A 13111-nucleotide genomic window follows, 5' to 3' on the forward strand; every position below is an offset into this window, starting at 1 on the left:
GCCAGGCGAGCCCCCTGGGCCGGGACTTTGAAACACTGGCTAATCGACGACCATGGTGTCGACCAGGCCGGTGGTGTGCTTGGCGGCGCGGAACAGCGGGTGCGCGAGCACCTCGCGCAGGAACCCGGTCGTGGTGTGGACGCCGGGGCCGGTGACGCGCAGCTCGGCGAGGGCGCGGTCCATCCGCGCGATCGCGGCGTCCCGGTCGCGGTCCCAGACGACGACCTTGGCGAGCAGCGGGTCGTAGTCGGCGGGCACCCGCAGACCCGGAGCGGCGTGGGTGTCGATCCGAGTGAACGGGCCGCCGGGCGCGTCGAACACCTCGATCAGCCCCGGCGTGGGCAGGAAGCCGCGGTCGGGGTCCTCGACGTTGATGCGGCACTCGATCGCCGCGCCACGCGGGCGCACGTCGTCCGGGCCGACCGACAACCGCCCGCCGGAGGCGGCGACGAGCTGCTCGCGCACCAGGTCCACGCCGGTGACCATCTCGGTCACCGGGTGCTCGACCTGGATGCGGGAGTTGACCTCCATGAAGTAGAAGCCGTCGTCGCCGACCAGGAACTCGTAGGTGCCCGCGCCGACATACCCGGCGGCACGCGCGCCCTGCACCGCCGCCTCGCACATCTGCTCGACCAGGCCGTCCGGCAGGCCGGGGGCCGGGCTCTCCTCCACCAGCTTCTGGCGGCGGCGCTGCACCGAGCAGTCTCGGGCCCCGAGCGCGAGCACGGTCCCGTGCCCGTCGGCGAGCACCTGCACCTCGACGTGCCGCGCGCCTTCGAGGTACCGCTCCAGGTAGACCCGGCCGTCGCCGAACAGGGCGAACGCGGTCGCGCGGGTCTCGGCGTAGGCGCGCAGCAGGTCGTCCGGGTCGCGCACGATCGTCATGCCGCGCCCGCCGCCGCCCGCCACGGCCTTGATGATGACCGGGTAACCCGCCTCCTCGGCCGCGCGCCGGGCGGACTTGCCGTCCTCCAGGGGACGGACGCGGCCCGGCAGCACCGGCAGTCCCGCCTCCACGGCGGCCTCGCGCGCGAGCGACTTGTCACCGAGCTGCGCCAGCACCGACGCGGGCGGACCGATGAACGTCAGCCCCTCCGACTCGCACGCCCGCGCGAAATCGGGGTCCTCGGACAGGAACCCGTACCCGGGGTGGACCGCCTCCGCGCCGGTCTGCCGCGCGGCCTCCAGGATGGCGGGCGCGTAGCGGTAGCTGCGCGCGGCGGCGGGCGGGCCGATGTGCACCCGCTCGTCGGCCAGCCGCAACGCCGGGGAGTCCCGGTCGGCGGTCGAGTACACCATGATCACGCGGATGCCCAGCTCGCGGCAGGTGCGCGCGACGCGCAGCGCGATCTCGCCGCGGTTGGCGATCAGCACCGAGGAGAACACGGGCCCCTCCCTCCGCCGCGGCTCACGCGGCCTCCTCGCCGGTTCCGCCGAGGTCGTCGTCGATGAGCAGCAGCGGCTGGCCGTACTCGACCGGATCGCCGTCGGCGACCAGGACCCGGACCACCCGGCCGGTGCGGTCGGCCTCGATCGGGTTCATCAGCTTCATCGCCTCGACGATCCCGACCTGCTGCCCGGCCTGGACGAGGTCGCCCTCGCGGGCGAACGGCTCGGCGCCGGGCTCGGGTGCACGGTAGAAGACGCCGACGAGCGGGGCGAGCAGCGGCCGTCCCGGCCCGTCCTCGGTGGGTGCAGCCTCCACCGGCGCGGGCAGGGCCGCGGCGACGGCGGCGACCGCCGTCCCGGCCGCCGTCTCGACCACCGCGCCCGTCGCGGCGGCGGGCTCGGGCCAGTCGACCTCAACGCTCAACTCGCCCGCGCGCAACCGGACGCTGCGCGGCGGGACGCGCGAAGCGCCCGCCAGCACCGCGACCTGGCGGACCAGCGCGTCCAGCAGCTCAGGCGACGCCGCCGCGTCAGCCGGTGCCGTCACCTCGGGCGACGCCGCCGGTTCGTGCGACGCCGCCACGTCGGGCGATGCTTCAGGCGATGCCGTGTCCGGCGCCGCGGGGGATGTCTCGGCCATCAAGCCTCCCTGTCTCCTCGTGAGCCACCGGGCCGTCGGCTCCGTAGCGGCGGAAACGGCCGCGCCGTCCGGCGACCAGTTCGGCACGGTCCAGTCCGGCCAGTTCGTCCAGCGCCTCGGCGACGGCCGCGCGCACGCGGCCGACGGTGGCGGGCGGGTCGGTGTGCGCGCCCGCGCCGGGCTCGGGGACCACCCCGTCCACCACGCCGTGCGCGAGCAGTTCCCGGGCGTCGAGCCGCAGTTCGGCGGCGGCGCGCGCCACCGACGCGGGGTCCTGGCCCTTCCACAGGATCGCCGCGCAGCCCTCCGGGCTGATCACCGAGTAGACGCCGTTGGCCAGGATCAGCACCCGGTCGGCGACGCCCAGCGCGAGCGCGCCGCCGCTGCCGCCCTCGCCCGTCACCACCGCCACGATCGGGACGGGCAGCCGCGACATCAGCCGCAGGTTCTCCGCGATCGCCCACGCCTGCCCGTTCTCCTCGGCTTCGACGCCGGGATGCGCGCCCGGAGTGTCGATCAGCGTGACGACGGGCACGCCGAGCTTGGCCGCCAGCCGCATCAGCCGGGCCGCCTTGCGGTACCCGGCGGGCGACGGCATCCCGAAGTTGCGGCGCACCCGGTCGGCGGTGCCGCGCCCCTTGTCGTGCGCGATCAGCATGACGGGCCGCCCGCCGAGCCGCCCGATGCCGCCGAGGATCGCCGGGCAGTCGGCGGCCAGCCGGTCGCCGCGCAGCTCGCGGAACTCCTCCAGCATCGTGGCGGCGTAGTCGCGGGCGCTCGGCCGCCCGGTGTGCCGGGCCAGCCGCACCGCCGCGATGCCCTCCCGGACCGGCAGCCGCCCGGGGTCGCGGACGACCTCGGCGCGCGCCTCCGGGTCGGGCACCGCGCGCGGCCCGGTGCGCAGCAGCGCGAGCATCCGGCCGAGCGTGCTGCGCAGCGCGGCGCGCGGCACCACCGCGTCCAGCAGGCCCTTGCCGAGCAGGAACTCGGCGGTCTGGAACCCCTCCGGCAGCCGTTGCCCGATCGTCTGCTCGATGACGCGGGGCCCGGCGAACCCGATGTGCGCGCCCGGCTCGGCGAGCAGCACGTCCGGCAGCGTCGCGAACGAGGCCGCCACCCCGCCGTAGGTCGGGTCGGTGATCAGCGCGATGGTCGCGATGCCCGCCTCGTCGAGCATCCCGAGCGCCTGGCTGGTCTTCACCATCTGCATGAGCGACAGCGCGCCCTCCTGCATCCGCGCGCCGCCCGACGCGGTGACCAGCAGCAACGGCACCCGCGCCCGCAACGACTCCTCGGCGGCGGCGGCGATCCGCTCGCCCACCGCGCTGCCGAGGCTGCCGCCCATGAACTCGAAGTCCATGACGGCCGCGACCAGCGGGAAGCCCTCGATGGTGCCGCGCACGCACACCACGGCCTCGTCGCGCCCGGTCTTCGCGGCGGCGTCGCGGAGCCGCCGCGCGTACGGCACCCGGTCGGTGAAGCCGAGCGGGTCGGCGATGGTCGGCGGCGACGGCAGCTCCCGCACGCCGGGGTCGAACAGCAGCTCGACGCGCTCGGCCGCGCTCATCCGGGCGTGCCGCCCGCACCCCGCGCACACCTTGTGCATGCGCTCGAAGCGCGGCGCGTACAGGATCTCCCCGCAGCCGGGGCAGCGCACCCACTCGGCGGCGGAGCCGGTCGTGTCGGTCGTCACGGTCACCATCCCCGGGGGAACGCGCGCAGCTCGGCGCGGCGCGGCTCCCACCACTCGACGTTGTCGCGGTACCAGCGCACGACCTCGGCCAGCCCGGTCTCGAAGTCCACCCGGGGCCGGTAGCCGAGGCTCGTGCGGATCTTGGTGTCGTCCAGCGCGTAGCGCCGGTCGTGCCCCTTGCGGTCGGCGACGTGCCGGACGCTGTCCGGGCCGCCGCCGCACAGCGCGACCAGGCGCTCGGTCAGCTCCCGGTTGGTCAGCTCCGCGCCGCCGCCGATGTTGTAGACCTCGCCGGGCGCGCCGTCCTCCAGCACCCGCTGCACCGCGTCGCAGTGGTCGGACACGTGCAGCCACTGGCGGCGGTGCAGGCCGTCGCCGAACAGCGGCACCGGACGTCCGGCCAGCAGGTTGGTGACGAACAGCGGGATGACCTTCTCGGGGAACTGGTAGGGCCCGTAGTTGTTGGAGCAGCGGGTGATCATCACCGGCAGCCTGTGGGTGTGGTGGTAGGCGAGCGCGAAGTGGTCGCTGGCCGCCTTGGACGCCGCGTACGGCGAGCGCGGGTCGACCGGCGCGGCCTCGTCCCAGGAGCCGGTGTCGATCGAGCCGTGCACCTCGTCGGTGGACACGTGCACGACCCGGCCGATGCCCGCCAGCACGCAGCAGTCGAGCAGGCTCTGCGTGCCGAGCACGTTGGTCACGGCGAACTCGCCCGCGCTGACCAGGGACCGGTCCACGTGCGACTCGGCGGCGAAGTGCACCACCGCGTCGTGGCCGGGCAGCAGCTCGCGCAGCAGCGGGACGTCGCAGATGTCGCCCTTGACGAACGTCAGCCGCGGGTCGCCGATCGGCAGGTTGTCGGTGTTCCCGGCGTAGGTGAGCTTGTCGACGACGGTGACGAGCGCGTCCGCCACCGCCGGGTAGCGCCCGGCCAGCACCGAGCGCACGTAGTGCGAGCCGATGAAACCGGCGCCGCCGGTCACCAGGATCCTCATCGTTCGATCACCACCTCGCTGCTGTCGCCCAGCAGCAGCCGCCGGGCCCCGTCCTGCGGCGGCAGCGCGCGCACCCGCGCGTTGCGGCCGATCACCGAGCGGTGCAGGTCGCGCACGTCGCTGACCGACGCGCCGTCCAGCACGATCGAGCCGGCGATCCCGGCGCGGGCCAGCACGCAGCCCGCGCCGATGGAGGTGCCGGGCCCGATCCGGCTGTCGGTGACGGTGCTGGCGGGCCCGATCACCGCCGGGCCCTCGACGCGCGAGCGCACCACGCGCGCGCCGTCGTCCACGAACACCGCGCCGATCAGCTCGCTGGCCTCGTCCACCGAGCCCAGCCGGGCGGGCGGGATCGAGGCGAGCAGCTCGCGGTTGCACTCCAGCAGGTCGTCCACGCGGCCGGTGTCCTTCCAGTAGCCCGCGAACACGTGCGCGCGCACGTCCTCGCCGCGCCGGATCAGCAGCTCCACCGCGTCGGTGATCTCCAGCTCGCCGCGCGCACTCGGCCGGATCGCGCGGACCGCCGAGTGGATCGCGGCGGAGAACACGTACACGCCGATCAGCGCCAGGTCGCTGACCGGCAGTTGCGGCTTCTCGGCCAGGCCGTGCACCCGGCCGCCCGCGCCGACCTCGGCGACGCCGTACTCGCGGGGGTCGGCGACGGGCCCGACCATCAGCAGCGCGGCGGGCCGCTCGGCGGCGAACTGCTTCACCAGGTGGCCGATGCCGCCGACGACGATGTTGTCGCCGAGGTACATCACGAAGTCGTCCCCGGCGAGGAAGTCGGCCGCGATCAGCACGCAGTGCGCCAGCCCGAGCGGCGCGTCCTGCGGGATCCACGTCACCCGCAGCCCGAACCGCGAGCCGTCCCCGACCGCGCGCCGGATCTCCTCGCCCTGCGGCGAGACGATGATCCCGACCTCGCGGACGCCGGTGTCGCGGATCGACTCCAGGCAGTGGAACAGCACCGGCTTGTTCGCCACCGGCACCAACGGCTTGGCCAGGGTGTGGGTGAACGGCCGCAGCCGGGTGCCCGAGCCGCCCGCCAGGACCAGCGCCTTCATCCGCGACCACCCCAGGTGATCGGGATCTCGCGGAAGCTCTCCAGCAGGTTGCCGTCGTTGCGGCGCAGGTCGGTCGCGGGGATCGCCAGCCGCAGGTCGGGCAGCCGCCGGATCAGGGTGGACAGCACCACCTCCAGCTCCAGCCGGGCGAGCGACGCCCCGGCGCAGTAGTGCGTGCCGTGGCTGAAGGTGAGGTGCGGGTTGTCGGTCCGGGTGACGTCGAAGACCTCGGGGTGCTCGAACACCGACTCGTCCTGGTTGGCCGAGTCGCCCGCCGGGATGATGCTCGACCCCGCCGGGATGGTGACCCCGCCGACCTCGACGTCCTCGGTGACGTAGCGCAACATCGTCACCGACGAGCCGACGATCTTCCAGCGGAGCAGCTCCTCGACGGCCGGGCGCAGCAGCGCCGGGTCCTTGCGCACCAGGTCGAGCTGGTCGGGCCGGGACAACAACATCGCGATGCAGCCGCCGATCTGCACGGCGGTGGTCTCGAAGCCGACCAGCACCAGCAGGCGGCTCCACCAGTGCAGCTCGTACTCGCTCAGCCGGCCGTCCTCGGCGTCGGTGACCGCGATCATCGCGCTGATCAGGTCGTCGGCGGGGTCGGCGCGCTTGGCCTCGATCAGGTCGCGCATGTACTCGTTGAGCCGCGACATGTTCCGCTCGATCTCGTCCTGGGTGTAGCCGCTGATCGACAGGAACGCGCCGGTCCAGACCCGGAAGCGCTCCTGGTCCTCGACCGGGACGCCGAGCAGCTCGCACACCACCTGGATCGGCAGCGGGTAGGCCAGCGCCTCGTTCACGTCGATCGGCGGCCGGCGCTCGGCCATCGCGGTGACGAGCCGGTCGGTGATCTCCTGGACGCGCGGCCGCAGCCGCTCCACCCGCGACGGGGTGAGCGCCTTCATCACCAGCCGCCGGATGCGGGTGTGCTCGGGCGGGTCGGGGTCCATCTTCGGGTCCTGGAACAGCTTGTTCTTGGCGCTGATGCGGGCCGCGCCCGGCCGGTTCAGGTTGCGGCTGATCCGGTCGTCGGCGAGCAGCGCGCGGACGTCGGCGTACCGCGTCACCATCCACGCCTCGTCGCCGCTCGGGAGCACGACCTTGACGACGGGCTGTTCGCGGAGTCCCCGGAGCTCCGCGGGCGGTTCCAGCGCGGACGGCCGCCGGAACGGGTACGGCAGGGGCGTGGTCTCCATCGGGCTCCTTCGCGCCGGCTGCGGCAACGTGACAGGGCGATGGTCACCGGGCGGCCTAGAGGACCGCCGGAGCCGAGCTTGACGGCGGGTGGACCACCCACCGTTTCCACTGAGGCTCCGGCGTCGCTCTAGCCCCCGCTGTGATCGTGCGGGTGACCGACCGGAGCTGAGAAGGGACCTCATGCGACTCGGCGTGAACGTCACCCACCGCGATCCGTGGATCGCCCGCGAGGCCGAACGGCTGGGCTACGAACTGGCGCTGGTCCCCGAGGGGTTCCGGGCCGACGCGGTGAGCACGCTCGGCCACCTGGCCGCCTCCACCGAGCGGATCGCGCTCTCCTGCATCGCGCAGATCCCGGCGCGGACCCCGAGCATGGCGGCGATGACGGCCGCCGCGCTGGACGCCCTGTCGGGCGGCCGGTTCCGGCTCGGCCTCGGCGTCTCCAACGCCTACGCCACCGAGATCTGGCACGGCCTGCCGTTCGCCCGGCCGCTGGCCCGCACCCGCGAGTACGTGGAGATCGTGCGGGCCGCGCTGAGCGGGGCCGAGGTCCGCTACGAGGGCGAGCACTTCACCGTCCCGCTGCCCGGCCGGGACGGCGCGCCGCTGCGCCTCGACCCCGTCGCCGTCCCGCTCTACCTGGCGGCCGTCGGGCCCCGGAACCTGGAGCTGGCCGCCGAGCTGGCCGACGGCTGGATCGCGGTGTTCCGCACCGCCGAGCAGATCGCCGACTCCCTCCCCCACCTGGCCGCAGGGCAGGCCCGCGACGGGTTCGAGGTGCTGCTGACGGCGCAGCTCGCCGTGGGCGACGACGACCTCGACGAGCTGGCGGCCCCGCTGCGCGCCCATCCCGCCCGGTTCATGAGCCTCGGGCACCGCGAGCAGAACTTCTACTACCGCCAGGCCGCCGCGATGGGCTACGAGCGGGAGGCCGCGCTGGTGCAGGACCGCAACGCGGCGGGCGACGCGGCGGGCGCGGCCGAGGCCGTCCCGTTCGGCTTCGTGGACGCGACCTCGCTGATCGGCCCCGTCGCGCGGATCGCGGACCGGATGAAGTCCTACGCCGCCGCCGGCGTCACCACGCTCGTCATCACCCCGTACGCCGCCGACGAGGCCGGGCGCGTCGCCGCGCTGCGCGCCGCCGCGGAGGCGCTGGACCACGCCGGTGTCGGCTGACCGCCGGAGAGGAGACAGCCATGCCCGAGAAGACCCGCCCGACCGCCGCCCCGGTCCCCTCCCGCGACGGCCGGGACCCCGGCCCGCTCTCCGTGCCGTTCAACCGCCCCTTCACCACGGGCCGGGAGGCGGCCTACATGACCGAGGCCCTCAGCTCCGGCAGCACCGGCGGCGACGGCCCGTTCACCCGGCGCGCCGCCGAGCACCTGGCGCGGCTGCTCGGCTCGCCCCGGGTGCTGCTCACGACCTCCTGCACGCACGCGCTGGAGCTGGCCGCGCTGCTGCTGGACCTCGCGCCCGGCGACGAGGTGGTGATGCCCTCGTTCACCTTCACCTCGACCGCCAACGCGTTCGCGCTGCGCGGCGCGGTGCCGGTGTTCGTGGACGTCCGCCCCGACACCCTCAACATCGACGAGCGGCTCGTGGAGGCCGCCATCACCGAGCGGACGCGCGCCATCGTGGTGGTGCACTACGCCGGGGTCGCCTGCGAGATGGACGCCATCTCCAAGATCGCCGACCGGCACGGCATCCCCGTCGTGGAGGACAACGCGCACGGTCTCGGCGGCTTCTACCGGGGCCGCCCGCTCGGCTCGCTCGGCGCGCTCGCCACGCAGAGCTTCCACGTCACCAAGAACGTGCAGTGCGGCGAGGGCGGCGCGCTGGTGGTCAACGACGAGCGGTTCGCCGAGCGCGCCGAGATCCTGCGCGAGAAGGGCACCGACCGCAGCCGGTTCTTCCGGGGGGAGGTGGACAAGTACCGCTGGCAGGACCTCGGTTCCAGCTACCTGCCGTCGGACGTGCTGGCGGCGTTCCTGCTCGCGCAACTGGAGGCGTTCGCCGACATCCAGGCCCGCCGCGCGCACATCTGGGCGGCCTACCACGAACGCCTCGCCATGTGGGCGTCGGCGAACGGGGTGGCGCGGCCGGAGCTGCCGCCCGGCTGCGTGCACCCCGCGCACCTTTACTACCTGTTGCTACCGACGCCCGAGGGCGCGACCGCGCTCATCGACGACCTCGCCCGGCGCGGCGTCCAGGCCACCCGGCACTACCAGCCGCTGCACAACGCGCCCGCCGGGCTGCGCAGCGGCCGGACGGGGCCCGGTGGTTGCCCGGTGACCGAGCGGGTCGCCGACAGTCTGGTCCGGCTGCCGCTGTTCGCGGGGATGGACGGTCGCGAGCTGGCGCACATCGTGGATTCGGTCAACCGCCATCCGGCCCGCTGAGGGCCGAACGGCGGCCGACCGGGCCCCGCGCGGGCCCGTCTCGGAGGTCAGCGCTTGCGCGCGATGACCAGGGTGTCGATGTCGGTGAGCGGCACGGTGCGGGTGACGCCGAAGCCCGCCGCCGTCATCCACTCCCGGCAGTCGCGGGCGGTGTACTCGCCGCCGCCGGGGCTGACCAGCATCATGTGCAGGCTGGTCAGCAGGCTGAAGTCGTGGGTGCGCCGCTCGTCGTCGATCATGACGTCGTAGACCAGCAGCTCGCCGCCGGACGGCAGCGCCTCGTAGGCCCGCCGGACCAGCGCGGCGCGCAGCTCGGGGCTCCAGTCGTGCAGCACGTGCCCGAAGATCAGCACCTCGGCGGCGGGCAGCGGGTCGTTGAAGAAGTCGCCGCCGGTGAAGGCGACCTGGCCGGTCAGCCCGAGCGACTCCATGTGCTCGTCGAACACCGTCTGCACGGCGGGCAGGTCCATCACGCCCGCCGCCAGGTGCGGGTGCGCCTTGCGCAGCTCGGCGGCCAGGTTGCCGCGCGCGCCGCCGAGGTCGACGAACGAGGCGTGCGCGCTCCAGTCGTAGGCGTCGGCGAGCGCGGCCCCGGAGAACTGGTTGATGCCGTCCATCGCCGACATGAACCGGCGCAGCCGGGCCGGATCGGCGTGCATCTCGTCGTGCTGGTCCAGCTCGTCGTCCACGGGGTAGGCGCGGCCGCCCTCGCGCAGCAGCCGCGTCAGGTCGCCCCACTGCGCGAACTGGTGGTCGAGCATGGTCAGGAAGCCGCCGGTGTAGGTGGGCTTGGCCGCGTCCAGGTAGGTGTCGGCGACGGCGGTGTTGTCGTAGACGCCGTTCTCGCGGCGCAGCAGGCCGAGCGAGACCAGCGCGTCGAGGAAGTCGCGCGCCGCGCGCGGGTGCAGGCCCAGCTCCCCGCGCAGCTGCGGCCCGGTCGCCGGCCCCTTCGCGAGGCGGGTGAACAGGCCCAGCTCCACCGCGCTCAGCAGGACCTTCGACCGGAAGTAGGCGATGCCCATGCGCAGGACGTCGTGCGCGTTCTCAGGTGTGCCGGTCACCGTCATCGGACCCCTCTCGAACCGGCCGCGGCCGGCGGCCGGGTTGGCGGCCTGGTTGCAGGTCCGCCCATGCTGGGCGGGGCGGCTCGCGGGGTGCTGGACGGCCGCTTGAGGGCGCGCGCCCGACGGGTCCTCAAGGCCGCCTCTAGCCGGGTCTGTGACGTTGCGGGAGATCGCCCGCCCGACAGAACGGTGGCCCGATGGCGAACATCCTGATCAGCACGATGCCCGAGAGCGGGCACGTGAACCCGGCGCTGCCGATCGCGGCGGCGCTCACCGCGCGCGGCCACCGGGTCCGGTGGCACACCGGGGCCGAGTACACCGACACGATCGAGGCGACCGGCGCGCGGCTCGTCCCGATGCGGCACGCGCCGCGCTTCCGGGAACTGCCGCCGCGCCGCGACCCGAGCAGCGGATGGGACGCGGTGTCGGCCGTCCTGGAACGGCTCTACGTCGCGCCGTCCCTCGGGCAGCTCCGCGACTTCCAGGAGATCCTGGCGGACTTCCCCGCCGACGTGGTGTTCAACGAGTCGACCGCCGGGCTCGGCGGCCACCTGCTGCACGACCTCGGCGGGCCGCCGTGGGCGCGGCTCGGCGTCAGCATGCCGCCGACGCTGCCGGACTCCCCGATCCCGCCGCTGTACTCACCCCGGCTGTTCACCGACACCCCCGAGCTGCTCGACTACTCCGCCGACCCGGCCGCGATCGCCCGCTACCGGGAGCTGAACCACGAGGTCGCGCACGTGCACCTGCGGCCGTTCACCGACGCGCTCAACGCGCTGCGCGCCGAGGTCGGGCTCGCGCCGATGCCGCCGGGACGGACCGCGCTGGACGCGACGATCTCGCCGTTCCTGCACGTCCAGACCGGCACGCCGACGTTCGACTACCCGCGCGACGAGCTGCCGCCGCAGATCCGGCACGTCGGCCCGCTGCTGCCGCCGCCGTCCGGCGCGGCGTTCGACCCGCCGCCCTGGTGGCCGGAGGTGACCAGCGGTGATCAGCCCGTGGTGCACGTGACGCAGGGGACCGTCGCCACCGACCTGGCCCAGCTGCTCGCGCCCACGCTGGCGGGCCTCGCGGGCGAGGACGTGCTGGTCGTGGCGACCACCCCAGACCCGGCCGCGCTCGGGCCGCTGCCCGACAACGTCCGGGTGGCCCCCTCGATCCCCTACGCGCACCTGCTGCCGCTGGTCGACGTCATGATCACCAACGGCGGGATCGGCGGCGTGCTGGCCGCCCTGGCGCAGGGCGTGCCGCTGGTCGCGACCGGCCGGACCGAGGACAAGCCCGCCATCTGCGCGCGCATCGCCTACACGGGCGTCGGCGTGGACCTGCGCTCGGCCGCGCCGGAACCGGACGCGGTCCGCGCGGCGGTGAAGACGGTGCTGTCCGACCCGTCCTACCGGCGCAACGCCGAGCGGATCGGGGCCGACTTCGCCCGGCACGACCCGCCGGCCGAGGCCGCCGACCTGCTCGAACGGCTCGCGCGCACCCGCCGTCCCGTCATCGCCTGAAAGGCCGTGAAATGTTCGATCACCAGCTCGCCGAGGTGTACGACCTCGTCTACCGGCGGCGCGGCAAGGACTACCGGGCCGAGGCCGCCGAGCTAGCCGCCGCGATCCGCGCCCGCCGTCCCGGCGCGGCGTCGCTGCTCGACGTCGCCTGCGGCACCGGCGAGCACCTGGCGCACCTGGCCGAGCACTTCACCGAGGCCGAGGGGCTGGAGCTGTCACGCGGGATGCTCGGCGTGGCCCGCGCCAAGCTGCCGCACCTGACGCTGCACGCGGCGGACATGTGCACCTTCGACCTCGGCCGCCGCTTCGACGCGATCACCTGCATGTTCAGCTCGATCGGCTACCTGGCCGAACGCGACCGGATGCACGCGGCGGTGGCCCGGATGGCGGCACACCTGACGCCGGGCGGGGTGCTGGTGATCGAGCCGTGGTGGAGCCCGGAACGGTTCATCGACAAGTACGTCTCCGGCGAGGCCGTCAGCGACGCCGGGGTGACGGTGACGCGGGTGTCGCGGACCCGACGGCTGGACGACGCGCACGCCGAGATGGAGGTGCACTTCGTCGTGGCCGACTCCGCGCGCATCGAGCACTTCAGCGAGACGCACGTGCTGGGCCTGTTCAGCCGGGCGGAGCACATGGCGGCGTTCGCGGACGCGGGCTGCGACGCGGAGTTCGTGGAGGAGGGGCCGTCGGGTCCTGGGTTGTATGTGGGGGTTCGTACGGGTTAGGGGTTGGGTGGGGGACGCGGGGTTGAGGTTGGCGGTCGGGTGCGGGACGCGGGGCTGGGGTAGGCGCTCGGGCGCGGGACACGGGGTTAGGCTGGGTGGCCGGGGTGGGAAACCCGGGCGGGCTGGGCTTGCTGGGCACCTGCACCAGCCCCGCGCGGGCTAGGGGTTGGTGGTCGGGCGCGGGGTTGGGGTAGGTGGTCGGGCGCGGGGCGCGGGGCTGGGGTAGGTGGGCCGGTGTGGGAAACCCGCACAGGCTGGGGTTGGTGGGCACCTGGATGAACCCCGCGCGGGGTAGAGGTTGCTGGTCGAGCGCAGAAAACCCGTGCGGGGCTGAGCTGCGCGGTTGGCTGTAGACCCCCACTGATTGAGTCGGTGCGGCGGCCTCGGCGAAAGCGGCTGTGTTTCCTGGGGGGACGTCCCCCCCA

At 74.2% G+C, this 13111-nt stretch carries 11 protein-coding genes; 4 read left to right on the plus strand and 7 right to left on the minus strand.

Annotated elements, in window-relative coordinates; all coding sequences use genetic code 11:
* Positions 1-39: 39 nt before the first annotated feature.
* From AH6_RS41520 to AH6_RS41545, 6 genes are read right to left on the minus strand one after another with little or no spacing between them, the layout of a single operon-like run.
* A complete protein-coding gene (locus tag AH6_RS41520) occupies positions 40-1386 on the minus strand; it encodes an acetyl-CoA carboxylase biotin carboxylase subunit (RefSeq protein WP_067491899.1) in 1347 nt (448 codons plus the stop codon).
* A 22-nt stretch (positions 1387-1408) separates the two neighbouring features.
* Positions 1409-2029, minus strand: a complete 621-nt coding sequence (accB, locus tag AH6_RS41525) for an acetyl-CoA carboxylase biotin carboxyl carrier protein (protein WP_083983963.1) — start codon at positions 2027-2029, stop codon at positions 1409-1411.
* Positions 1986-3731, minus strand: a complete 1746-nt coding sequence (gene accD / locus AH6_RS41530; protein ID WP_083983964.1) for an acetyl-CoA carboxylase, carboxyltransferase subunit beta — start codon at positions 3729-3731, stop codon at positions 1986-1988. Before accD ends, accB begins: the two co-directional genes overlap by 44 nt.
* Positions 3725-4717: a dTDP-glucose 4,6-dehydratase gene (rfbB, locus tag AH6_RS41535; RefSeq protein ID WP_067491903.1), complete on the minus strand. Its 993-nt coding sequence runs from the start codon at positions 4715-4717 to the stop codon at positions 3725-3727. The genes accD and rfbB overlap by 7 nt, the downstream gene beginning before the upstream one ends.
* Positions 4714-5781, minus strand: coding sequence for a glucose-1-phosphate thymidylyltransferase (locus tag AH6_RS41540; RefSeq protein ID WP_067491905.1), 1068 nt, complete (start codon positions 5779-5781; stop codon positions 4714-4716). Before AH6_RS41540 ends, rfbB begins: the two co-directional genes overlap by 4 nt.
* Positions 5778-6983: a cytochrome P450 gene (locus tag AH6_RS41545; protein WP_067491907.1), complete on the minus strand. Its 1206-nt coding sequence runs from the start codon at positions 6981-6983 to the stop codon at positions 5778-5780. Before AH6_RS41545 ends, AH6_RS41540 begins: the two co-directional genes overlap by 4 nt.
* 181 nt (positions 6984-7164) lie before the next feature.
* Between AH6_RS41545 and AH6_RS41550 the strand changes: the two genes are divergently transcribed.
* The gene (locus AH6_RS41550; protein WP_067491909.1) at positions 7165-8160 is read left to right on the plus strand and encodes an LLM class flavin-dependent oxidoreductase; all 996 of its coding nucleotides are present in this window, start codon (positions 7165-7167) and stop codon (positions 8158-8160) included.
* 20 nt (positions 8161-8180) lie between these two features.
* Positions 8181-9383 carry a dTDP-4-amino-4,6-dideoxygalactose transaminase gene (gene rffA / locus AH6_RS41555; protein ID WP_083983965.1) on the plus strand — a complete coding sequence of 401 codons (1203 nt, stop codon included), beginning with the start codon at positions 8181-8183 and terminating at the stop codon, positions 9381-9383.
* A gap of 47 nt (positions 9384-9430) precedes the next feature.
* Here rffA and AH6_RS41560 read toward each other — a convergent pair whose 3' ends face one another.
* A complete protein-coding gene (locus AH6_RS41560; protein ID WP_067491911.1) occupies positions 9431-10450 on the minus strand; it encodes a methyltransferase in 1020 nt (339 codons plus the stop codon).
* 194 nt (positions 10451-10644) lie between these two features.
* Here AH6_RS41560 and AH6_RS41565 point away from each other — a divergent pair, with 194 nt between their 5' ends.
* Entirely contained in the window at positions 10645-11958 is a 1314-nt protein-coding gene (locus AH6_RS41565) for a glycosyltransferase (protein WP_067491913.1), read from the plus strand.
* Positions 11959-11969: 11 nt separating this feature from the next.
* Entirely contained in the window at positions 11970-12686 is a 717-nt protein-coding gene (locus AH6_RS41570) for a class I SAM-dependent methyltransferase (protein ID WP_067491915.1), read from the plus strand.
* The last annotated feature ends 425 nt before the right edge of the window (positions 12687-13111 follow it).

It is taken from the genome of Actinomadura hibisca NBRC 15177 (assembly GCF_001552635.1).
In the GTDB taxonomy this organism is placed as follows: Bacteria; Actinomycetota; Actinomycetes; order Streptosporangiales; family Streptosporangiaceae; genus Spirillospora; species Spirillospora hibisca.

What these genes read in the sequence shown, in the direction of transcription:
- rfbB (WP_067491903.1), bottom strand. Translation starts at nt 4,717, where the DNA reads ATGAGGATCCTGGTGACCGGCGGCGCCGGTTTCATCGGCTCGCACTAC.
- AH6_RS41545 (WP_067491907.1), bottom strand. Translation starts at nt 6,983, where the DNA reads ATGGAGACCACGCCCCTGCCGTACCCGTTCCGGCGGCCGTCCGCGCTG.
- AH6_RS41560 (WP_067491911.1), bottom strand. Translation starts at nt 10,450, where the DNA reads ATGACGGTGACCGGCACACCTGAGAACGCGCACGACGTCCTGCGCATG.
- AH6_RS41540 (WP_067491905.1), bottom strand. Translation starts at nt 5,781, where the DNA reads ATGAAGGCGCTGGTCCTGGCGGGCGGCTCGGGCACCCGGCTGCGGCCG.
- accD (WP_083983964.1), bottom strand. Translation starts at nt 3,731, where the DNA reads ATGGTGACCGTGACGACCGACACGACCGGCTCCGCCGCCGAGTGGGTG.
- AH6_RS41550 (WP_067491909.1), top strand. Translation starts at nt 7,165, where the DNA reads ATGCGACTCGGCGTGAACGTCACCCACCGCGATCCGTGGATCGCCCGC.
- AH6_RS41565 (WP_067491913.1), top strand. Translation starts at nt 10,645, where the DNA reads ATGGCGAACATCCTGATCAGCACGATGCCCGAGAGCGGGCACGTGAAC.
- rffA (WP_083983965.1), top strand. Translation starts at nt 8,181, where the DNA reads ATGCCCGAGAAGACCCGCCCGACCGCCGCCCCGGTCCCCTCCCGCGAC.
- accB (WP_083983963.1), bottom strand. Translation starts at nt 2,029, where the DNA reads ATGGCCGAGACATCCCCCGCGGCGCCGGACACGGCATCGCCTGAAGCA.
- AH6_RS41570 (WP_067491915.1), top strand. Translation starts at nt 11,970, where the DNA reads ATGTTCGATCACCAGCTCGCCGAGGTGTACGACCTCGTCTACCGGCGG.